Origin of the sequence: Klenkia sp. PcliD-1-E, assembly GCF_024124375.1 — a bacterium.
Lineage (GTDB): Bacteria > Actinomycetota > Actinomycetes > Mycobacteriales > Geodermatophilaceae > Klenkia.
Window position 1 is genome coordinate 1 of sequence record NZ_JAMXRZ010000018.1, and the last position, 21,870, is coordinate 21,870.

Annotated in this window: 20 protein-coding genes and 2 rRNA genes; 16 read left to right on the forward strand and 6 right to left on the reverse strand. The window is 73.4% G+C overall.

The genetic code is table 11. The features are described 5' to 3' along the window. Nucleotides 1-103: ribosomal RNA gene (locus NH342_RS05535) — 23S ribosomal RNA — on the forward strand; the annotation flags it as partial. Nucleotides 104-238: 135 nt separating this feature from the next. Next, nucleotides 239-355: ribosomal RNA gene (gene rrf, locus NH342_RS05540) — 5S ribosomal RNA — on the forward strand. A 75-nt stretch (nt 356-430) separates the two neighbouring features. Here the strand turns inward: rrf and NH342_RS05545 are convergent. Further along, nucleotides 431-1,096, reverse strand: a complete 666-nt coding sequence (locus tag NH342_RS05545) for a DUF2461 domain-containing protein (RefSeq protein WP_253012410.1) — start codon at nt 1,094-1,096, stop codon at nt 431-433. Continuing rightward, the gene (locus tag NH342_RS05550) at nt 1,093-1,665 is read right to left on the reverse strand and encodes a GNAT family N-acetyltransferase (RefSeq protein WP_253012413.1); all 573 of its coding nucleotides are present in this window, start codon (nt 1,663-1,665) and stop codon (nt 1,093-1,095) included. Before NH342_RS05550 ends, NH342_RS05545 begins: the two co-directional genes overlap by 4 nt. Before the next feature lie 60 nt (nt 1,666-1,725). Here NH342_RS05550 and NH342_RS05555 point away from each other — a divergent pair, with 60 nt between their 5' ends. Beyond that, entirely contained in the window at nt 1,726-2,940 is a 1,215-nt protein-coding gene (locus tag NH342_RS05555) for a winged helix-turn-helix domain-containing protein (protein ID WP_253012417.1), read from the forward strand. Here NH342_RS05555 and NH342_RS05560 read toward each other — a convergent pair whose 3' ends face one another. The 3 genes from NH342_RS05560 to NH342_RS23255 are packed head-to-tail and all read right to left on the reverse strand — an operon-like array spanning nt 2,941 to nt 4,399. Then, a complete protein-coding gene (locus tag NH342_RS05560; RefSeq protein WP_253012420.1) occupies nt 2,941-3,750 on the reverse strand; it encodes a DUF4097 family beta strand repeat-containing protein in 810 nt (269 codons plus the stop codon). It lies immediately after the preceding gene. A gap of 15 nt (nt 3,751-3,765) precedes the next feature. Further along, entirely contained in the window at nt 3,766-4,248 is a 483-nt protein-coding gene (locus NH342_RS05565; RefSeq protein WP_253012423.1) for a toxin-antitoxin system HicB family antitoxin, read from the reverse strand. 16 nt (nt 4,249-4,264) lie between these two features. Next, nucleotides 4,265-4,399: a hypothetical protein gene (locus NH342_RS23255; protein ID WP_256479520.1), complete on the reverse strand. Its 135-nt coding sequence runs from the start codon at nt 4,397-4,399 to the stop codon at nt 4,265-4,267. Between the two features lie 77 nt (nt 4,400-4,476). Here NH342_RS23255 and thyX point away from each other — a divergent pair, with 77 nt between their 5' ends. The 3 genes from thyX to NH342_RS05580 are packed head-to-tail and all read left to right on the forward strand — an operon-like array spanning nt 4,477 to nt 7,865. Then, nucleotides 4,477-5,229, forward strand: coding sequence for an FAD-dependent thymidylate synthase (gene thyX / locus NH342_RS05570; protein WP_253012427.1), 753 nt, complete (start codon nt 4,477-4,479; stop codon nt 5,227-5,229). A gap of 39 nt (nt 5,230-5,268) precedes the next feature. After that, complete coding sequence (gene dapA / locus NH342_RS05575; protein WP_253012431.1) at nt 5,269-6,177, forward strand: 4-hydroxy-tetrahydrodipicolinate synthase; 909 nt, start codon at nt 5,269-5,271, stop codon at nt 6,175-6,177. Next, nucleotides 6,174-7,865 carry a ribonuclease J gene (locus NH342_RS05580; RefSeq protein ID WP_308200615.1) on the forward strand — a complete coding sequence of 564 codons (1,692 nt, stop codon included), beginning with the start codon at nt 6,174-6,176 and terminating at the stop codon, nt 7,863-7,865. The genes dapA and NH342_RS05580 overlap by 4 nt, the downstream gene beginning before the upstream one ends. Nucleotides 7,866-7,962: 97 nt before the next feature. Here the strand turns inward: NH342_RS05580 and NH342_RS05585 are convergent, their stop codons facing one another. Next, the gene (locus NH342_RS05585) at nt 7,963-9,906 is read right to left on the reverse strand and encodes a S9 family peptidase (protein ID WP_253012434.1); all 1,944 of its coding nucleotides are present in this window, start codon (nt 9,904-9,906) and stop codon (nt 7,963-7,965) included. A gap of 81 nt (nt 9,907-9,987) precedes the next feature. On the opposite strand from NH342_RS05585, the gene NH342_RS05590 reads away from it, so the two are divergent. The 10 genes from NH342_RS05590 to NH342_RS05635 all read left to right on the forward strand — a co-directional run bounded on the left by NH342_RS05590 (nt 9,988) and on the right by NH342_RS05635 (nt 21,848). Continuing rightward, nucleotides 9,988-12,555 (forward strand): DNA translocase FtsK, encoded by a 2,568-nt coding sequence (locus tag NH342_RS05590; protein WP_253012436.1) that lies wholly within the window; start codon nt 9,988-9,990, stop codon nt 12,553-12,555. Nucleotides 12,556-12,578: 23 nt separating this feature from the next. Further along, nucleotides 12,579-14,045, forward strand: a complete 1,467-nt coding sequence (rimO, locus tag NH342_RS05595; RefSeq protein WP_253012439.1) for a 30S ribosomal protein S12 methylthiotransferase RimO — start codon at nt 12,579-12,581, stop codon at nt 14,043-14,045. Beyond that, on the forward strand, nt 14,042-14,716 hold the full coding sequence (pgsA, locus tag NH342_RS05600) for a CDP-diacylglycerol--glycerol-3-phosphate 3-phosphatidyltransferase (protein ID WP_253012443.1): 675 nt from the start codon (nt 14,042-14,044) through the stop codon (nt 14,714-14,716). Before rimO ends, pgsA begins: the two co-directional genes overlap by 4 nt. Nucleotides 14,717-14,843: 127 nt before the next feature. Next, nucleotides 14,844-15,203: a helix-turn-helix domain-containing protein gene (locus tag NH342_RS05605; protein ID WP_253012446.1), complete on the forward strand. Its 360-nt coding sequence runs from the start codon at nt 14,844-14,846 to the stop codon at nt 15,201-15,203. Between the two features lie 96 nt (nt 15,204-15,299). Beyond that, entirely contained in the window at nt 15,300-15,971 is a 672-nt protein-coding gene (locus NH342_RS05610) for a TetR/AcrR family transcriptional regulator (RefSeq protein WP_253012449.1), read from the forward strand. 10 nt (nt 15,972-15,981) lie between these two features. Next, a complete protein-coding gene (locus NH342_RS05615) occupies nt 15,982-17,229 on the forward strand; it encodes a DUF4032 domain-containing protein (protein ID WP_253012451.1) in 1,248 nt (415 codons plus the stop codon). 175 nt (nt 17,230-17,404) lie between these two features. Then, entirely contained in the window at nt 17,405-18,673 is a 1,269-nt protein-coding gene (locus tag NH342_RS05620) for an extracellular solute-binding protein (protein ID WP_253012454.1), read from the forward strand. Nucleotides 18,674-18,746: 73 nt separating this feature from the next. After that, complete coding sequence (locus NH342_RS05625; RefSeq protein ID WP_253012457.1) at nt 18,747-19,712, forward strand: carbohydrate ABC transporter permease; 966 nt, start codon at nt 18,747-18,749, stop codon at nt 19,710-19,712. Further along, a complete protein-coding gene (locus tag NH342_RS05630) occupies nt 19,713-20,546 on the forward strand; it encodes a carbohydrate ABC transporter permease (protein ID WP_253012460.1) in 834 nt (277 codons plus the stop codon). It begins immediately after the preceding gene. A gap of 42 nt (nt 20,547-20,588) precedes the next feature. Beyond that, entirely contained in the window at nt 20,589-21,848 is a 1,260-nt protein-coding gene (locus NH342_RS05635; RefSeq protein ID WP_253012464.1) for an ABC transporter ATP-binding protein, read from the forward strand. Nucleotides 21,849-21,870 lie beyond the last annotated feature (22 nt).

Here is a 21,870-nt window from a genome sequence, read left to right on the forward strand (position 1 = left end):
GTGGGGTAAGGCCCCCGCCCAGACCAGCGGGTTGATAGGCCGGAAGTGGAAGCACAGCAATGTGTGGAGCTGACCGGTACTAATAGGCCGAGGACTTGACTTACCCAACACACGCCCAAGCACCATCAAGTCGTGTCTCGCGTCCACTGTGCGGTTCTGAAAGAACCGAACACCCCCCAACACCAATCCGGGACAATCCGGGGTGACCGTGTTGGGGTCCGGTCAACTTTCACAGCGTTACGGCGGTCATGGCGAGAGGGAAACGCCCGGTCTCATTCCGAACCCGGAAGCTAAGCCTCTCAGCGCCGATGGTACTGCCCGGGGGACCGGGTGGGAGAGTAGGACACCGCCGGACACCATTCCCAGAACGGGGTCACAGCAACCGCTGTGACCCCGTTCTGTGCGTTCGATGAGCATTCCGCCGGAATGGTCATCGGCGGCGGTCCGGCGGCGCGGTCGTCGCGCCGACGTTGTCGGCCAGCCACTGGTTCAACGGCACGAGCGCCCGCCACGTCGAGCGCACCCGGTCGACGACCTCGCGGCTGTCCATCCAGTCCTCCGGCGTCCACTGCCGACCGCCGTGGATGCTGCGATGCCGCAGCAGGTCGGCGCGCGGGTGGTCTGCGTCGTAGCCCCGCGGTGTTCGGGTGAGCCGGTGGCCGTCCAGGTCGATCCCCGCGGCGGTCAGGTCGTCGGCGACGGCCTGCAGCCGCGGCCCCTGGACGTCGTCGTCCACGGCTCGTCGGTAGCGCTCGACCTGGTCGGGCTGCAGGCGCCAGCTACCACCGGCCACCCGCAACCCGTCGGCGGAGATCTCGACGTACCAGGCCCCCACGCCCGCCCCCTCCGGGTGCAGCACGGCCCCCTGGTGCGTCTTGTACGGCGTCTTGTCCTTGGCGAACCGCACGTCACGGTAGGGCCGGAACAGCTTGGCCGGCCCGAACTCCGGCACGAGCTCGTCGACCAGCGCCTGCATCGGCGCGCGGACGTGCGTGTCGTAGGCGGCCTTGTGCTCGGTCCAGTACGACTTGCTGTTGTCCGCCTCGAGGCCCTCGTAGAAGACCAGGCCCTCGTCGGGGAAGCCGGTGAAGCTCATCCCAGCCCTTCGTCGTCGCCCAGCAGCACGTGCCACCGGTGCTCGTGGATGGTGGTGGTCCCCGCGTCCAGCATCCGGGACCAGCCGTCGGGTGCCCAGCCCGCGGACTCCAGGAAACGCGAGGTGACCGGGTCCTCCCGGGGCACCCACATCTGCAGCCGGCGCACCCCGGTCGGCGCCAGCAGGTCGACCGCCGCGGCCACCAGCCTGCTGCCGTGCCCGCGCCGGCCCCACCGCGGCTCCACCAGCAGGGCGGTCACCTCGGTCGACGGGCCGTCGGGCGAGGCGGGTTCCTCGGGGGTCACCTCCGCCGGCCCGTGCGCCATGAACCCCACCGCCGTCCCGCCGTCCAGCGCCACGAGCACGCCGTGCGCCGGGGTCGGCGGGCTGGTCAGCGACGCCTCCCACCCGGCGGTGACCGCTGCGTCGTCCCAGTCGTCGAGCACCGCGGCCGGCAGCACCGACCGGTAGGCCGTGCGCCAGGCGATGCCCTGGACCCGTGCGATGTCGGCGGCGTCGGCCGGGACGGCCGGCCGTACCGAGGACTCCGCCCGACCGGTCAGCTGCACCGTGGCTCCACCCGCAGCACCCTAGGCGGGTTGTCGGTGCTGCGGTGCAGGATCGCGGACGTGCACCGCCTGCCCCCGGTCGACCGCCTCGCGGCCCCGCTCGCCCGTCGCATCGCCCTGGCCGCCCAGGGCCTGGCCGACGGGCGGCCGGCCGCTGCCGCGGGGACGCGCCAGCTGCGCGGCCTCGTCGACCGGTTGGCGGTCGTCCAGATCGACTCTGTGAACGTGCTGTCCCGGTCGCACTACCTGCCCGCGTTCAGCCGGCTGGGCGGCTACCGACACGCCGACCTCGACCGGCTGCACCACCCGCGGCACGACGTGTTCGAGTACTGGGCGCACGAGGCGTCCTACCTGCCGGTCCGGCTGCACCCGTTCCTCCGGTGGCGGATGGCGGCGGCCGAGCAGCACGCCTGGGGTTCCATGCTGCGCGTGCAGCGGGAACGCCCCGAGTACGTCGCCGACCTCCTCGACCGGGTCCGCGACGGCGGGCCGCTCAAGGCCTCCGAACTCGGCGAGCAGCGGCCCAGCACGCCCGGGCAGATGTGGAACTGGCACCCGGGCAAGGCCGCCCTGGAGTACCTGTTCTACGTCGGTGCGCTCACCGCCCGGTCCCGCACCGCCGGGTTCGAGCGGGTCTACGACCTCACCGAGCGCGTGCTGCCCGCCGCGGTGCTCGCCACCCCGACCCCGCCCCGGCCCGACGCGGTGCGGGAGCTGGTGCGCACCGCCTCCCGGGCCCTGGGCGTGGCCACCGAGACCGACCTGCGCGACTACTTCCGGCTGCCCGTCGCCGACGCCCGCACCGCCGTCGCCGAACTGGCCGAGGCCGGTGAGCTGCTGCCCGTGGAGGTCGAGGGCTGGGACCGCCCCGCCTGGCTCGACCCCGCCGCCCGCCGGCCCCGGTGGGCCCGCGCCCGGGCGCTGCTGTCGCCGTTCGACTCGCTGGTCTGGGAGCGGCCGCGGGTGGAGCGGCTGTGGGGCTTCCGGTACCGGCTGGAGATCTACACGCCCGCGGCGCAGCGCGTGCACGGCTACTACGTGCTGCCGTTCCTGCTCGGCGACCGGCTCGTCGCCCGCGTCGACCTCAAGGCCGACCGGCAGGCCGGTGTCCTGCGGGTGCAGGCCGCGCACGGCGAGGCGCCGCAGCCCGACCCCGAGGTGGCCGAGGAGCTCGTTGCCGAGCTCGAGCTGCTCGCCGGGTGGCTCGGCCTGTCCGAGGTGCAGGTCGCCGACCGCGGTGACCTTGCGCCGCTGCTGAGCGCGGCGGTCGGCTGATCAGCCCGCCCGGCGCAGCCGCAGGTCGCCCGACACGGAGCGCATCCGCACGGTCAGCGCGGCGGTGCCGTCCCCGGCCTCCCCGTCGGCGTCCTCGGAGGAGAGCTGGGAGTCCAGCCGACCGCTGACCGTCTGCAGGTCCAGCCACAGCCGCAGGCCCGGGGCCACCGCGACGGTCGCGTCGCCGGAGACGGTGCGCAGCGCCACCTCGCCGTCGCCGACCCGGCCCACGGAGACGTCGCCGGAGGCGGTGGAGACCTCGACGTCCCCGTCCACCGTGCCGAGGACGACGTCGCCGGATGCGGTGGTCGCGGTGGTCGACCCCGCGACGGTGTCGACCCGGACGTCCCCGGACGCCGACCGGACCGCGGCGTCGCCGGACACCGTGCCCGCCTGCAGGTCACCGCTGGCGGTGCGGACGGCGAGCCCGGTGCACTCCTCCACGCGCAGATCGCCGCTGGCGGTGGTGGCGTCCAGGTCGCCCCAGGGACCGCGGACGGTCGTCGCGGCCGACGCCGTCGCGACGGTGAGCGGGCACCCGGCCGGCGCGGTGGCGGTGACGGCGAACCGCGGGCTGGACAGCAGTCGGGAGGGCGGGACGGCGACCACCAGGCGGCCCGGTGCCCCGTCGAGGTACTGCACGGTGACCTCGTCGAGCAGCTCCTCGGCGGCACTGTTGAGCGCCTCCAGGTCGACCGACAGCGTGCTGGCGCCGTCGACGGCGGTCACCAGCACCGAGCCGGCGGTGTTGCGCACCTCGACGGCGGGGGCGGGGCCGGTGACGGCGAAGGTCTCGCGGCGGACGGGCATGGCGTGCTCCTCGGGTCAGCTGCGGGCCCAGCCGGTCATCCGGCGGCCCGGCCCCGAGCGCGGGGCGGTGGGGGGTGGTGCCTGCAGGCCGGTGGCGACGGCGCGCACCAGCCAGGTGTTGAGCGAGACGCCGGCAGCAGCTGCCGCGGCGTCCGCGCGGGCCTTCAGCGACTCCGGCAGCCGCAGGCTGATCCGGGCCACGGCCTCGTCGTCGTCCGGGGGCGCCGTGGGCTCGGCGGGTGCCGCGGCGTGGGCCGCGGACCGGGTGACCACGACCTCGGGGTCGCGGCCGCGGACGACGACGTCGACGGCGGTGTCGTCCAGCTCCGCGGTGACCTCGGCAGCCATGGCGGCCAGGGCGTCGGTGACGGCGAGCCGCACGGCGGGCTCGAGGGTGTCGGCGAGCAGCCCGGCGGTGGCCTGCGTCTGCTCGGTGCCGGCGGCCGCCGTCGCCTGCAGGTGGGCGCGGAGGGCGTCGACGTACTGGCTGAGGTCCATGCGGTGGTCCTGCGGGTCAGCCCAGCCGGTGGCGGTCGGCGGGCCGGCGCCGCCAGGGGGAGAGCAGGCGGGCGACGTCGCGGTCGTGGGTGCGGGTGGGGCGCCGGTGGAGCTGGCTGCGCAGCTCCTCGACGTAGGGGTCCGATGTCATGACACCACTGTGGCATCACCGTGGCGTCATGGCAACACCACGGTGGTGCTCCGGCGACAGCCGTACGCTCGGTGACCGTGCCCGACATCGCGCCGCTGACGGTCCAGGTCGTCGCCCAGTCGCAGTTCACGCCGCCGTCCGACGTCCCGTGGAGCACCGACGCCGACGGCGGCCAGGCCCTGGCCGAGTTCGCCGGCCGCGCCTGCTACCAGTCCTGGGACAAGCCCAACCCGGCCACCGCCACCAACGCCGGTTACCTGCGGCACATCCTCGAGGTGGGCCACCTGTCGGTCCTCGAGCACGGCTCGGTGTCGATGTACCTCACCGGGGTCTCCCGCTCGCTCACCCACGAGCTGGTGCGGCACCGGCACTTCTCGTTCAGCCAGCTGTCCCAGCGCTACGTCCCCGAGGGCGACGCCGCCTTCGTCGAGCCCGACGTCGTCGCCGACGACCCCGAGCTGCACCGGCTGTTCACCGACGCGGTGGAGACCTCCCGGCTGGCATACGGCGCGCTGCTCGCCGGGCTGGAGGCGCGCTTGGCCGACGTCCCCCACGCCACGCTGCGCCGCAAGCAGGCCCGGCAGGCCGCCCGCGCGGTGCTGCCCAACGCCACCGAGACCCGCATCGTGGTCACCGGCAACTACCGTGCCTGGCGGCACTTCGTGGCGATGCGGGCCAGCGAGCACGCGGACGTCGAGATCCGCGACCTCGCCGTCCGCTGCCTGGAGGAGCTGCAGCGGGTTGCCGGCAACGTGTTCGGCGACTTCCGCATCAGCACCCTCGCCGACGGGTCGAGGGTCGCCGCCAGCCCGCTGGTGGGTGAGGGCTGATCCCGGTGGCGCGTCCCGGCGCTGGGTAGGTTGGCGGGCATGACCGCGCGCACCGCCGACCCCGCCCGCCCCTTCGGCCGGGTGCTCACCGCGATGGTCACCCCGTTCACCGCAGACGGGTCGGTCGACCTCGCGGGCGCCCAGGAGCTCGCCGCGCACCTGGTCGACCGCGGCCGGCACGACGGCCTGGTGGTCAACGGGACGACGGGGGAGTCCCCGACGGTGTCGGACACCGAGCAGGTCGAGCTGCTGCGCGCCGTGCTCGACGCGGTCGGCGACCGCGCCGTGGTGGTGGCAGGCGCCGGCACCAACGACACCGCCCACTCCATCGAGAAGGCGCAGGCGGCCGAGCGGGCCGGCGCCCACGGCCTGCTGGTCGTGACCCCGTACTACAACCGGCCCACCCAGCGCGGCCTGCTCGCCCACTTCGGCGCCGTCGCCGACGCCACCGAGCTGCCGGTGATGCTCTACGACATCCCGCCGCGGTCCCAGGTGCCCATCGCCGTCGACACCCTGGTCCGGCTGGCGGACAACCCGCGGATCGTCGCCGTCAAGGACGCCAAGGGGAATCTCAACGACGTCTCCTGGACCCTGGCCCGCACCGACCTCGCCTACTACAGCGGGGACGACGTGCTGAACCTGGCGCTGCTGGCGATCGGCGCCGTCGGGGTGGTCAGCGTCGTCGGCCACCTGGTCGGCCCGCAGCTGGCCGACCTCGTCGCCGCCGTCGAGGCCGGTGACCTGGTGCGGGCCCGGGCCGTCAACGACGCGCTGCTCCCGGTCTACGCCGGCGTCATGGGCGGCGGGCAGGGCGCGATGATGGTCAAGGCCGCGCTGCGCGGCCTGGGTCTGCCGGCCGGGCCGACCCGCCCGCCGCTGGTGGACGCCACCGAGGAGGAGGTCGCCGCGCTGCGCCGCGACCTGGCCGCGGCCGGCATCAGCTGGTGACCGGCGCCCTGGCCACCCAGCTGCCCGCGCCCCCGCCGCTCCCGGCGGGCGCGCTGCGGGTGGTGGCGCTGGGAGGGCTGGGCGAGATCGGCCGCAACATGGCCGTGCTGGAGTTCGACGGCCGGCTGCTGGTCATCGACTGCGGGGTGCTGTTCCCCGAAGCCGAGCAGCCCGGCGTCGACCTGATCCTGCCCGACTTCTCGGTCATCGAGGACCGGCTCGACGACGTCGAGGCCGTCGTCCTCACCCACGGGCACGAGGACCACATCGGCGCCGTGCCCTACCTGCTGCGGTTGCGTCCCGACATCCCGCTGGTCGGGTCCCGCTTCACCCTGGCGCTGGTCGCCGCCAAGCTGCGCGAGCACCGGATCACACCCGAGCTCGCCGAGGTGGCCGCCGGCGACACCCACCGGGCAGGCCCGTACGACCTCGAGTTCGTCTGCGTCAACCACTCCATCCCCGACGCCCTCGCCGTCGCCGTGCACACCCCGGCCGGCACCCTGGTGCACACCGGCGACTTCAAGATGGACCAGCTGCCCCTCGACGGGAAGCTCACCGACCTCGGCGCGTTCGCCCGGCTCGGCACGGCCGGCATCGACCTGCTGCTGGCCGACTCCACCAACGCCGAGGTGCCCGGCTTCGTCACCAGCGAGCGGTCCATCGGACCGGTGCTGGACGCCGTCTTCGCCGGCGCGCAGCAGCGGCTCATCGTGTCCAGCTTCGCCAGCCACGTGCACCGCATCCAGCAGGTGCTGGACTGCGCGGCCACGCACGGGCGGCGGGTGGCCCTGGTGGGCCGGTCGATGGTCCGCAACATGGGCGTCGCCCAGGAGCTGGGCCTGCTGCACGTCCCGCCCGGGCTGCTGGTGCCCCTCGACGAGGCGACGGCCATGCCGCCGGAGCAGGTCGTGCTGGTCAGCACCGGGTCGCAGGGCGAGCCGCTGAGCGCGCTGGGCCGGATGGCCGCCGGCACCCACGCCCACGTGACCATCACCCCCGGCGACACCGTCGTGCTGGCCAGCTCCCTGGTGCCGGGCAACGAGACGGCCGTCTACCGGGTCATCAACGGCCTGGCCCGGCTCGGCGCCACCGTGGTGCACAAGGAGACCGCCCGGGTGCACGTCTCCGGGCACGCCCCCGCCGGGGAGCTGCGGCTGCTGCTGCAGGTCACCCGGCCCCGGCACCTGATGCCGGTGCACGGTGAGTGGCGGCACCTGCGGGCCCACGCCGCCATCGCCGCCGAGGCAGGGCTGGCGACCGAGCAGGTGCTGCTGGCCGAGGACGGCGTCGTCGTCGACCTGGTCGACGGCCGCGCCACGGTGGTGGGCGCGGTGCCGATCGGCAACGTCTACGTCGACGGCCTGGCCGTCGGCGACGTGGGCGAGGAGTCGCTGCAGGCCCGGCGCATCCTCGGCGACGAGGGCTTCGTCGCCCTCACCGTCGTCGTCGAGCCGGCCACCGGCACCGTCGTGGCGCCCGTGCACCTGTCCTCGCGCGGGTTCTCCGACGACGCCGAGGCCTTCGCGCCCGCGGTCGCGCTGGTCGAGGAGGCGCTGCGCACCACCCTGGAGCAGGGGCCCGTCGACGCGCACCGGCTCGCGCAGGTGGTCCGTCGGACGGTGGGGAAGTGGGTCTCGGACACCTACCGCCGTCGCCCGATGATCATCCCCACCGTCCTGGAGGTCTGACCCGCCGGACACTGATCAGGGAACCTGGTCACCGTTCGGCCAGCCGCACCGACGTCGGTGTGGTCGGACGTACGACGACCAGGTCCCCTGATCACCGTCAGGCGGACCGGACCACCTCGATGGGCGTGATGCCCTCCTCGGCGGGGAGGTCGAAACCCAGGACCTGGGCGTAGAAGGACAGCTCGCCGTCCAGCGACGCCCGGATGTTCTCCGACCGGCGGAACCCGTGCTGCTCGCCGGGGAAGAGCAGGTAGGCGTGCGGCACGCCCTTGTCCCGCAGTGCGGCGACCATCATCTCGGCCTGCTCGGGCGGCACCACCCGGTCCTCGGCGCCCTGGAACACCGCCAGCGGGGTGTCGAGGGCGTCGACGTGGTGGATGGGGGAGCGCTGGGCGTACACCGCCTCGCCCGACGGCCACGGCGCGATCAGCCCGTCGAGGTAGCGGGACTCGAAGGAGTGGGTGTCCCGGGCCAGCGCCGCCAGGTCCGCGACGCCGTAGTGGCTGGCCCCGGCGGCGAACGCCCCGGGCCGGAAGGTCAGCGCGGCGAGGGTGGTGTAGCCGCCGGCCGAGCCGCCGCGGATCACCGCCCTCGCCGGGTCGACCCGCAGGTGCTCCGGCGCGGCGTCGGAGGACAGGTACCGCACGCACGCGACGACGTCGTCGAGGTCGGCGATGCCCCACCGGCCCTGCAGGGCGTCCCGGTAGGCGCGGCCGTAGCCGGTGGAGCCCCGGTAGTCGACGTCGGCGACGGCGAACCCGCGCGAGGTCCAGTACTGCACGCCCAGGGTGAGCACCGGGGACGCCGCCGCCGTGGGCCCGCCGTGCACGACGACCACCAGCGGCGGCCGCTCGCCCTCCGGCCCGCGGAACCCGGGGTTGGTGGGCGAGTACACCAGCGCGTGCGCCTCCGTGACGCCGTCCAGGTCGGTGCTGGGGAACACGACGTGCTCGGGCCGGGAGAAGAACGCCTCGTCGACGTCCCGGGGCGCCGGCCGCAGCACCTCGACCCCGCCGCCGTCGACGTCGACCCGGACCACCTCGGCCTTGGACGTCGGGCCGCCGGCGACGCACACCACGGCGGTGCCCTGGGCACGCAGCTGCGCGAAGGAGGCGTAGCTGGTGTCCAGCTCCCGCGGGCCGCCGGGCTCGAGGACGGCGAGCCGGTCACCGCCGTCCCGCCCGTAGGCCACGACCACCCGGCCGTCGGCGAGCTGGGCGAGCCGGCTCTGCCCGAACACCCACTGCGGGCCGGCCATGTCGGTCCCCGGGTCGCACAGCAGCTCGGGCTCCCCGCCGGGCCGCCAGCGGTACAGCGACCAGAACCCGGTGCGGTCGGCGAAGAAGAGCAGGGACCCGTCGGCTGCCCAGGTCGGCTGCACGACGGACTCGCCGTCACCGCCGGCGACCACCGTCTCCGCGCCGTCGGCGGCCCGGACCACCAGCTGGGCGGCGTCCCACGGCATGTCCGGGTGCTGCCACTGCAACCAGCTGAGCGCGCCGTCCGGGCCCAGGCTGGGGTCGGAGACGAAGTCCGGTCCGCCTACCAGCACCTCGGTGGTGCCGTCGGGGCCGACCACGACCACCTCGTGCACCACGTCGGCGGCCGCCCCCGACGCCGCGTGGGTCTCCCGCACGCACAGCACCTGGCCGGCCGGGGTCACCGACAGGTCGGCGAACCGCACGCCCGAGGGGATCGCGGGCTCGGCGGTCAGCGGTTCGGGGTCAGCTCCCGGGACGACCCGGTACAGCCGCTGGTCGGCGAAGTCGGTGAGGAACACGGTGCCGTCGACGACGGTCCACGCCCCGCCGCCGTACTCGTGCGCCCGGGTGCGGGCGTTCCAGGGCGCGGGGAGCAGGTCGGTGGTCGTGCCGTCGGGGGACCGGCGGACCAGCACGGTGCGGCCGCCCTCCGAAGCCCGCGACTCGGCCCACCAGACGTCCTCGCCGTCCACGGCGACCTCGCCCAGCCGGGCGGCGGTGGCCACCACCTGCGCGGAGGTGATCGGGGTAGGCCAGGATCCGAACGGCAGGGTCTGCATGCCCTGTGACGCTAGTCCGGGCGGCAGACACGCTCTCCCGCCTGCCACACGGGCACCACGCGCGCGATTACCGTCGACGACATGCCTGCGCGCTCGACCACGTCGACCCGCCGGTCGGCCTCCGGCGGCTCGTCGCGCAGCCGTCCGGCGACCACCGCTGCCCGGAAGAAGGCGCCCGCCAAGCGGGCACCGGCCAAGCGAGGGAGCACCACCGCCTCCCGCCGCCCGGCCCCGAAGCGCCGTTCCGTCGGCGCCGGCCTCTGGTCGGCGGCCAGTGGCACGTGGTCGCTGCTGGCGCGCGGCGCCGGCGGGCTGGCCCGCTCCGTCGCCCGGCCCGACGAGGCCGAGCCGCTGGCCCCCGAGCACCGCCGGGACGGCGTCGGCCTGGCGGTCCTGGGGCTGGCCATCGTGCTGGGCGTGACCGCCTACGTCGGCGACGTCGGCCCGGTCGGCTCGGGCATCGTGGACGCCTTCCGCTGGGCCTTCGGCGCCCTCACCTACCTGCTCCCGGTCGTCCTGCTGCTCGCCGCGCTCCGCCTGCTGCGGCACGGTCCCCGCCCCGAGGCCCGCGGCCGGCTGATCATCGGCTGGATCTGCATCGTGCTGCCGGTGCTGGGCATCGCCCACCTGGTCACCGGCTCGCCCACCGGCGAGGACCGGGGCGCCGGCGGTGGCCTGGTCGGCTGGGCGGTCGGCAACCCGGTGGGGGCCGGCGTCGGCACCGGCGTGGGCGTGGCGCTGTTCCTGCTCGTGGTGTTCTTCGGCGTCCTGGTCGTCACCGCGACCCCCGTGCACCAGGTGCCCGAGCGGTTGCGCGGCTTCGTGGACCGGATCACCGGCCGCGGCGAGGACGAGTACGACGACGACGAGTACCAGGACGAGGACGACGAGTTCCTCCCCGACCTGGGCGAGGACGCCGACCCGCCGAAGCCGCGGGCCACCCGCCGCGGCCGCGCGCAGGCCGCCATGGAGGCCCTGACCGCCGCCGGCGACTCCACCGACACCGGCGTCATCGACCCGGGCCCGGTCGAGGGTGCCGGGGACGCGGTCGCGCTGGAGCCCACCGCGGGCACCGCCCTGCGCCGTCCGCCCGTGGTGGAGGACCGCACCCGCCGGGTCGAGCCCGACCTGCCCCCGATCACCGAGCCCGAGCAGATGGTCATCGAGCCGGTCGAGGGCGACTACGTGCTGCCCTCGCTGAACTCCCTGCGCCCCGGCGACCCGCCCAAGGCGCGGTCGAAGTCCAACGACATCGCCATCGAGGCGATCACCGGCGTCCTCGAGCAGTTCAACATCGACGCCGCCGTCACCGGGTTCACCCGCGGCCCGACGGTGACCCGCTACGAGGTCGAGCTCGGCCCCGCGGTGAAGGTCGAGAAGATCACCGCGCTGACCCGCAACCTGGCCTACGCGGTCGCCAACGACAACATCCGCATCCTGGCGCCGATCCCCGGCAAGTCCGCGGTCGGCATCGAGGTGCCCAACCTCGACCGCGAGAAGGTCAGCCTCGGCGACGTGCTGCGCTCGGGTGCGGCCAAGCAGGACCCGCACCCGATGCTGGTGGGCCTCGGCAAGGACATCGAGGGCGGCTTCGTCTGCGCCAACCTGGCGAAGATGCCGCACCTGCTCGTCGCCGGCGCCACCGGCGCCGGCAAGTCCTCGTGCGTGAACTCGCTGCTGACCTCGCTGCTGCTGCGGGCCACCCCGGACCAGCTCCGGATGATCCTCATCGACCCCAAGATGGTCGAGCTGACGCCCTACGACGGCATCCCGCACCTGATCACGCCGATCATCACCGACCCCAAGAAGGCCGCCACCGCGCTGGCCTGGCTGGTCGAGGAGATGGAGCAGCGCTACCAGGACATGCGGGCCACCGGTGTGCGGCACGTCGACGACTTCAACCGCAAGGTCGAGCGCGGCGAGGTCACCGCACCCGCCGGCAGCGAGCGGGTCTACCGGCCCTACCCCTACATCCTGGCGATCGTCGACGAGCTGGCCGACCTCATGATGGTCGCCGCCCGCGACGTCGAGGAGTCCATCGTCCGGATCACCCAGAAGGCCCGCGCGGCCGGCATCCACCTGGTGCTGGCCACCCAGCGGCCCTCGGTCGACGTCGTCACCGGCCTGATCAAGGCCAACGTGCCCTCGCGGCTGGCGTTCTCCACCTCCAGCCTCACCGACAGCCGGGTCATCCTCGACCAGCCCGGCGCGGAGAAGCTGATCGGCATGGGCGACGCCCTGTTCCTGCCGATCGGCGCGGGCAAGCCGCTGCGCGTGCAGGGCGCGTTCGTCTCCGACGCCGAGATCGAGGCGGTCGTCGAGTTCACCAAGCGGCAGGCCGAGCCCGAGTACCGGGAAGAGGTCTTCACCGCCGCGGCCGGTGAGCAGAAGGAGATCGACGAGGACATCGGCGGCGACCTCGAGCTGCTGGTGCAGGCCGTCGAGCTCGTGGTGACCAGCCAGTTCGGGTCGACCTCGATGCTGCAGCGCAAGCTGCGCGTGGGCTTCGCCAAGGCCGGCCGGCTGATGGACCTCATGGAGAGCCGCGGCATCGTCGGCCCGTCCGAGGGGTCCAAGGCCCGCGACGTGCTGCTCAAGCCCGACGAGCTCGAGGGCGCGCTGTACCTGCTGCGCGGGGGCGAGGGCTGAACGTCGGCGCCTACCATGGCCGGGTGCCAGCTGTACCCGCCGTGACCCACCCCGCGCAGCCCCTCCCCGAGATCCCCGCCGGAGCCACCACCGTGGCGATGGTGACGTTGGGCTGCGCGCGCAACGAGGTCGACAGCGAGGAGCTGGCCGGCCGGCTGGCCGCCGACGGCTACCGGCTGGTGGCCGACGCCGCCGATGCCGACGCCGTGCTGGTGAACACCTGCGGGTTCATCGAGACCGCGAAGAAGGACTCCGTCGACGCGATCCTCGAGGCCGGGGACGGCGGGGCGAAGGTCGTCGCGGTGGGCTGCATGGCCGAGCGGTACGGCACCGAGCTGGCCGGGGCGCTGCCCGAGGCCACCGTGCTCGGCTTCGACGACTACGCCGCCATCGGCGACCGCCTGGACGACGTCCTCGCAGGCCGCCCGCTGGTGCCGCACACCCCGCGCGACCGGCGCACCCTGCTGCCGATCAGCCCCGCCGACCGCACCCGCGCCGCCGTCGCGCCGACGTCCCCGGCGATCCCCGGGCACGACTGGCTCAAGCGCACCCGGCTGACCACCGGCCCCGTCGCCTCACTCAAGCTCGCGTCCGGCTGCGACCGGCGCTGCGCGTTCTGCGCCATCCCGGCCTTCCGCGGCGCCTTCGTCTCGCGGCCGGTCGCCGAGGTGCTCGGCGAGGCGCAGTGGCTGGCCGGCCAGGGCGTCACCGAGGTCGTGCTGGTCAGCGAGAACTCCACCTCCTACGGCAAGGACCTCGGCGACCTGCGGACGCTGGAGAAGCTGCTGCCGCAGCTGGCCGGCATCGAGGGCCTGGCGCGCATCCGGGTGGCCTACCTGCAGCCGGCGGAGCTCCGCCCGGGCCTGCTGGAGACGATCGCGGCCACCCCCGGCGTCGCGCCCTACTTCGACCTGTCCTTCCAGCACAGCTCGCCGACCCTGCTGCGCCGGATGCGCCGGTTCGGCGGCACCGAGGACTTCCTCGCCCTGGTCGAGCGGGCCCGCGCGCTGGCGCCCGAGGCCGGGTTCCGCACCAACGTCATCCTCGGTTTCCCCGGCGAGACCGAGGCCGACGTCGCCGAGCTCGAGCGGTTCCTCACCGCCGCCCGCCTGGACGCCGTCGGGGTGTTCGGCTACTCCGACGAGGAGGGCACCGAGGCCGCGCGGCTGGACGGCCACCTGCCCCAGCACGAGGTCGACGCCCGGGTCGCCCGGATCACCGACCTGGTCGAGGAGCTGACCGCGCAGCGCGCCGAGGAGCGCATCGGGTCCACCGTGCAGGTGCTGCTCACCGACGACCTCGGTGGCGGCAGCTGGACCGGGCACGCCGAGCACCAGGACCCCGACGCCGACGGCACCACCACGGTCTCCGGCGTCCCCGCAGGCAGCGTCCCGGGGCAGGTCGTCCCGGCGCGGGTGACCGGCACCGAGGGGATCGACCTGGTCGCGGACTGCCGGGTACCCGTGGGAGCCGGTGCCGACCGCGCATGAGCGACGTCCTGCCCGACCCGGCCGCCACCCCGCCCCAGACGGCGCGGGTGGTCAACCTGCCCAACGCCCTGACGGTGCTGCGGCTGGCCGTGGTCCCGCTGTTCGCCTGGCTGCTGCTGGCCGACGGCGGCATGGACGAGCAGCGGCGCTGGTGGGCGACCCTGTTCTTCGCGCTGGCGATCATCACCGACCGGTACGACGGGATGATCGCGCGGCGCACCAACCAGGTCACCGAGTTCGGCAAGCTGGCCGACCCGATCGCGGACAAGGCGCTCACCGGGTCGGCCCTCATCGGGCTCTCGGCGCTGGACCTGCTGCCCTGGTGGGTGACGCTGGCGATCCTGGCCCGCGAGCTCGGGGTCACCCTGCTGCGGTTCTGGGTGATCCGGCACGGGGTCATCGCGGCGAGCCGGGGCGGCAAGGCGAAGACCGTCGTCCAGGCCCTCGCCATCGGGCTGTACCTGGCGCCGCTGACCGGGCTGCTGGCCTCGGTCCGCTGGTGGGTCATGGGCGCCGCACTGGTGCTCACCGTCGTCACCGGCGTCGACTACGTGGTGCGTGCGCTGCGGCTGCGGCGCACCAGTGCCCGGTCGATGCGGGCCGCCGCGGCCCGTCGGGCCGCCGGGCGCGAGGCCGGCACCGTGGAACGGCGCACCGACACCGCCGCCTGAGCCCGGGAGTGAACGGGGCGCCCCGGTCGTTGTTCTGCCCAGAGCGGACGCGGCTCGTCCGCCCGGTGCGGACCGGGCGCCGCGCGTACCGTGGCCCCACGACCACCGATCGGGACAGGAGACGGCGATGACGCTGCTGCGCACCCAGCTCGGCACCACCCTGCGCGGCCACCGGCTGCAGCAGCGACGGACGCTGCGCGACGTCTCGGGCGCTGCCCGGGTCAGCCTGGGCTACCTGTCGGAGGTGGAGCGCGGTCAGAAGGAGGCCTCCTCCGAGCTGCTGGCCTCCATCTGCGACGCCCTCGACGTCGAGCTGGCCGACCTGCTGGCCGAGGTGAGCACGGAGCTGCGCGGTGGTCGCCCCGCCGTCACCCCGCTGGTGCCCGCGGCCCCTGTCGAGCCCGCCACCGAGCAGCCCGCCGGCGAGCCCGCGCTGGCCCTGGTGGGCGGCACCCGCCGCCGCGGCCCGGTCGCGCTCGCCGCCTGAGGCGCCCGGGTCCTGAGGGGGCCGGTGGGGCGACACGACCCCCGTCCGGGACCCGATGTCCTTGACCCTGGGTGACTGCGATGGGACACAGTGTGGGTGAACCCGCTCCCGCTGCCCGACCGGTACTCGCCCCGCACGATCGAGGACACCGGCACCGTGCTCACGGCGCCGTCGACCGAGGAGACCGGCACCCACGCCACCGTCGTCCTCGGTGAGCTGCCGCTGCTGCGGCCGCGGGCGGGCTCCGGTCCGGCCCCGCACACCCGGGCCGGCGCCACGCTGGCCAAGACCCGCCGCGGTCTGCTGGCCGGGGCCGCCGTCGCGTTCGCCGAGCACGGGCTCAAGCGGGCGACCATGCAGCACGTCGCCGCCTCCGCAGGCGTCGCCAAGGCCACGCTGTACAACCACTTCCGGACCAAGGACGACGTCGTCGCGGCCCTGCTGGAGGCGGAGCTGCAGCGGCTGACCGCGCTGGCCGCCGGCCTCCCGCGCGAGCGGGCGCTGCTGGCGCTGGCCGAGGAGGTCGGCGGGCACCCCGTGCTGCGCCGGCTGGCGGTCACCGAGCCCGAGGCCCTGGCCCGGCTGCTGCAGGCCGCCGACGGCGGGGCGCTGACCGGCCGGCTCGGGTCGGCGCTGTTCCTGGACGACGACACCGCCGCGGTGGTGCTGTCCTGGCTGGTCGGTCTGGTGCTGGCCCCCGGGACGGCGCAGCAGCGGGCCCGTCAGGCGGCCACGATGGTGCGGGTGGCCGGCGGCCCCACGCGGTAGCTTCCCGCCTGTGCGCTACCTGTTCCGCCCGCCGGCCGACGAGGCGACGGCGCTGCTCGGCCTGCCCTGGGAGCAGCCGTTGGCGAACTGGGACCCGGAGCTGCTGCTCGACGTGCCGCAGCGCGGCATCTCCCGGCACGTGGTGCGCTTCGTCGCCGCCGAGGGCAGCGTGTTCGCGCTCAAGGAGATCGCCGAGCCGCTGGCCCGCAAGGAGTACGCCCTGCTCGGCGATTTCTCCGAGGAGGGTCTGCCGGCGGTCTCGGTGCTGGGCATCTGCGTCGACCGGCCGGGTGACCAGGAGGCCGTCCTGGTCACCCGGTACCTGGAGTACTCGATGTCCTACCGGCACCTGTTCTCCAGCCCGCGCAGCCAGCACTCGACCACCCAGCTGCTGGACACGATGGTGGTGCTGCTGGTCCGGCTGCACCTGGCGGGCGTGTTCTGGGGCGACTGCTCGCTGTCCAACACCCTCTTCCGCCCCGACGCCGACGGCCTGACCGCCTACCTGGTCGACGCCGAGACCGTCGAGCGGCGGCCCGAGCTGTCGGCCGGGATGCGCCGCTACGACGTCGACCTCGCCCGCGAGCGGGTGGGCGCCGAGCTGCTGGACCTGCAGTTCGGCGAGCTGCTCAGCCCGGACATCGACCCGGTCACCGTCGCGGAGTCGCTGCCCGGCCGGTACGAGGCGCTGTGGGACGCCGTCACCCGGGAGGAGGTCTTCCGCCGCGACGAGCAGCGCTACCGCGTCGCCGAACGGCTGGCCTGGATCAACGAGCTGGGCTTCGACGCCGGCGAGGTCGAGCTCGTGCACACCCCCGAGGGCGCCCGGTTGCGGGTGCAGACCCGGGTCGCCGAACCCGGCCAGCACCGCCGCGAGCTGTTCCGGCTGACCGGCCTGGAGGTGCAGGAGAACCAGGCCCGCCGGCTGCTCAACGACCTGCGCAGCTACCGCGCGTGGCTGGAGCAGGAGGGTGGGCGCCCGGTGCCCGAGACCGTCGCCGGGCACCGCTGGATGTCCGAGGTGTACCTGCCGGTGGTGCAGGCCGTGCCCCGGCACCTGGCCGGCCGGCTGGCCCCCGCGCAGCTGTTCCACGAGGTCCTCGAGCACCGCTGGTTCCTGTCCGAGCAGGCCGGCCGGGACGTCGGCACGACCGCTGCGCTGGAGTCCTACCTGCGCTCCGAGCTGCCCCGGCTGCCTGCCGACCTGACCACCCCCGCGGTGCTCGCCGGGGGCTCCGACCAGGCCCAGGACCAGTAGGTCACGAGTCGGACACGGTCCGGTTTGCGTTCCTGAGTGGTGTGGACCACAGTCGCCTCACAGCTGGTGATCATGCATCACCGATGTCTGCGACCCCCGGGTCGCCCGACCCCTCGGAGGCGGCGTGCCGAGCGCGAGCAAGCACACGGGGCGGTCCAGGGCACGGCTGGTCGGGATGGCGGCCAGCGCCGTCGTCGCGGCCTCCGGCCTGGCCGCCTGCAGCAGCGGGGACGGCGGTCCTCCGGTCCTGAACTGGTACATCAACCCCGACTCCGGCGGGCAGGCCGAGATCGCGTCGCGCTGCACCGACGCGGCCGGCGGCCGCTACCGGATCGACGTCAGCCAGCTGCCCCGGGACAGCCCCTCCCAGCGCGAGCAGCTGGTGCGCCGCCTGGCCGCCAACGACTCCTCGATCGACATCATGAGCCTGGACCCGCCCTACATCCCCGAGTTCGCGCAGGCCGGGTTCTTCGCACCTGTCCCCGAGGACGTCGCGCAGCGGGTCACCACCGACGTCGTCCAGTCGGCCATCGACGGCTCGACCTGGGACGGCGAGCTGGTGACCGTGCCGTTCTGGGCCAACACCCAGCTGCTCTGGTACCGCCAGTCGGTCGCCGACGCGGCGGGGTTGGACATGACCCAGCCGGTGACGTGGGACCAGCTCATCCAGGCCGCGCAGGACCAGCAGGTGCGGCTGGGCGTGCAGGGCATCCGGTCGGAGTCGCTGACGGTGTGGCTCAACGCGCTCATCGAGAGCGCCGGCGGGTCGATCATCGCCGAGAACTCGACCGACCCCGAGCAGATCCAGCTCGGGCTGACGTCCGAGGCGGGGGTCCGGGCCGCCCAGGTCATGCTGGACGTCTCGGCCAGCGGCACCGGCGGGCCCGCCCTGTCGACGGCCAACGAGGACACGACGGCGACCGACTTCGAGGGCGACTCCGCCGGGTTCCAGGTCAACTACCCCTTCGTGTGGCCCCGCGCCCTCGGCGCGGTCGAGGGCGGCACCCTCGACCAGGCGGCGGTCGACGACTACGGCTGGGCGCTCTACCCGCGGGTCGACGCCGACACCGAGACGGCTCCGCCGTACGGCGGCATCAACCTCGGCGTCGGGGCCTTCAGCGAGCACCCGGACCTGGCCTACGAGGCAACCGAGTGCATCACCTCGACGGAGAACCAGACCTACTACTTCGTCACCAACGGCAACCCGGCCTCGGACACGACGGTCTACGACGACCCCGACGTGCTCGACCAGTTCCCGATGGCACCGGTGATCCAGGAGTCCCTCCAGCTGGCCAAGCCGCGACCGCAGACCCCGTACTACAGCGAGGTCTCGGGCGGGATCCAGCGCGAGTACCACCCCACTGCCGACATCGACCCCGAGCAGACGCCGCAGGACGCGACGGAGCTCATCGAGGCCGTCCTGCGGAAGGAGCAACTGCTGTGACCGAGCGTGCGAGGGAACCCATGAGCACAGCAGCTGCGCGACCGCGGCCGACGAGCGACGGCGAGGAGGTCTCGTGAGCACGACGACGCTGCCGCCGGCCAGCGGGAAGACCGAACCGGTCTCGGCCCCGGAGCGGCACGCCAGCGACCGGGCGAAGGCGGAGCGGAAGCTCGGCTGGCTGCTGGCCGGCCCCGCGCTGGCGGTGATGCTGCTGGTCACCGCCTACCCCATCGCGCAGGCGTTCTACGACTCCCTGTTCGACTACCGGCTCACCGACCCGGAGAACCGGTCGTTCACCGGGTTGAACAACTACCTGGTCGTGCTCACCGACCAGCTGTGGTGGCGGGCCATGGGCGTGACCGCGCTCATCACCGTCATCACGGTCGCCGTGGAGCTGGTGCTCGGCTTCGCGTTGGCGCTGGTGATGAACAAGGCGCTGCGGTCCATCCGGCCCGTCCTGCGGGCGGCGATCCTGATCCCCTACGCCGTCATCACCGTGGTGTCCGCCTTCGCCTGGCAGTTCGCCTTCGACATCAACACCGGGTTCATCAACAGCTGGTTCGCCTGGCTGCCGGGGATCTCGCCGACCACCGACTGGTTCGGGGACTTCGGCACGTCGCTGCTGGTCATCTGCCTGGCGGAGATCTGGAAGACCACGCCTTTCATCTCCCTGCTCCTGCTGGCCGGGCTGGCACAGGTGCCCGAGGTGCTCCAGGAGGCGGCCAAGGTCGACGGCGCGACCTGGGGTCAGCGGTTGCGCCGGGTGACCCTGCCCAACATGAAGGCGGCCATCATGGTGGCCCTGCTGTTCCGCACGCTGGACGCCTTCCGGGTCTTCGACTCCATCTTCGTCATGACGGCGGGGGCCAACGGCACCGAGTCGGTGTCCTTCCTGGCCTACCGGCAGACCATCTCGCGGTTGGAGATCGGGTTGGGGTCGGCGGTCTCGGTGCTGCTGTTCCTGGTCGTCGTCCTCATCGCCTTCGGCTTCATCAAGGGCTTCAAGGTCGACCTGGCCCAGGCGCGGGGGGAGAAGTAGATGTCCACCAAGGAGAAGACCGGCTGGATCATCGGCGGGCTGCTGATCGTCGTCTACTGCCTGGCCCCGATCGCGTGGATCGTGTCCCTGTCGTTCAAGGCGCCGGCCGACCTGTCCAACGCGTCGTTCCTGCCGACCACCCCGTCGACGGAGAACTACTCCACCATCCTGACCGGCAACGCCAGCGACCTGTTCCTGCCGGCGCTGGTCAACTCGTTCGGCATCTGCCTGATCGCGACGTTCATCAGCTGCATCCTGTCGATGTTCGCCGCCTACGCGATCGCCCGGCTGGACTTCCCCGGCAAGAAGTTCATCCTCGGCACCGCACTGGCGGTGGCGATCTTCCCGGTGATCTCCATCGTGACGCCGCTGTTCAACCTGTGGCGCCAGATCGGCCTCTACGACACCTGGCCCGGGCTGATCATCCCGTACCTGTCGCTGACCCTGCCGCTGTCGATCTGGACGATGTCGGCCTTCTTCCGGGAGATCCCCTGGGAGATGGAGCAGGCCGCACAGGTCGACGGGGCCACCACCTGGCAGGCCTTCCGCAAGGTCATCGTGCCGCTGGCCGCGCCCGGTGTGTTCACCACCGCGATCATCGCGTTCTTCATCGCCTGGAACGACTTCGTCTACGGCATCTCGCTGACCTCCACGGAGGCGTCCCGGCCCGTCCCGGCGGCCCTGGGCCTGTTCTCCGGTGCATCGCAGTTCGAGGACCCGACCGGGGCGATCGCCGCGGCCGCGGTCATCGTCACCATCCCGGTCGTCGCCCTGGTGCTGGTCTTCCAGCGCCGGATCGTCGCCGGTCTCACCAACGGGGCCGTCAAGGGCTGACCCGCCCCCAGCCCACTCCCGCCACGAGAAGAGGAGACACCGATGGCCTCCATCGAGATGAAGAACATCGTCAAGAAGTACGGCGACGGCTTCCCCGCCGTGAACGACGTCAGCCTGGACATCGCCGACGGCGAGTTCATGATCCTGGTCGGCCCGTCCGGGTGCGGGAAGTCCACCCTGCTGCGGATGATCGTGGGCCTGGAGGACATCACCTCCGGCGACATGGTCATCGGCGGCACCCGGGTGAACGACAAGGCCCCGCGCGACCGGAACCTGTCGATGGTCTTCCAGAACTACGCGCTCTACCCGCACATGAGCGTCTACGAGAACATCGCCTTCCCGCTGCGGCTGTCCAAGACCCCCGACGACCAGGTGGACAAGCTGGTCAAGGAGGCCGCCGACGTCCTCGAGCTGCACGAGCACCTCGAGCGCAAGCCGGCCAACCTCTCCGGTGGCCAGCGCCAGCGCGTGGCGATGGGGCGCGCGATCGTCCGCCAGGCGGAGGCCTTCCTGTTCGACGAGCCGCTGTCCAACCTCGACGCCAAGCTGCGCGGCCAGATGCGCACCGAGATCGCCCGGTTGCAGCGGCGACTGGGCATCACCACGGTCTACGTCACCCACGACCAGACCGAGGCGATGACGCTGGGCGACCGGGTCTGCGTGCTGCGCAAGGGCTCCATCCAGCAGGTGGCCTCCCCGCGTGAGCTGTACGAGCAGCCGGTCAACCTGTTCGTCGCGGGGTTCATCGGCTCCCCGCCGATGAACTTCCTGCCCGCCACGGTGAAGGGCTCCAGCCTGGAGACCCCGTTCGGCACGATCGAGCTCGACGAGAAGCGGGCCGCCGCCGTGTCCGGGCACGACCTGCTGCTGGTCGGCATCCGGCCGGAGTACTTCGAGGACGCCTCGCTGGTCGACGACGCCAAGCGGCACGTGGGCACGACGTTCACCGCGAAGGTCGACGTCACCGAGTGGCTGGGGGACCAGCAGTACGCCTACATCCCCTACGACGCCCCCGACCAGATCCGCACCCGGCTGCGTGACCTGTCCAAGGAGCTCGACAGCGAGGAGCTGCGCACCCAGGCGATCGTGTCCATCGACTCGACCAGCCGGATCCGGGAGGGCCGGGACGCGGAGTTCTGGCTCGACACCCGCAAGGTGCACGTCTTCGACCCGGAGTCCGGGCAGAACCTCACCCGGGACGCCGAGGCCGGCGCCGAGCTGACGCGCATGGCCGACGAGGACCGGCAGGAGCAGGTCGCCGGGGCCTCCGGGGGACTGACCGGGGACGCCGGCGCCGCGTGAGCTGCCCGTCGTCCAACGGAAC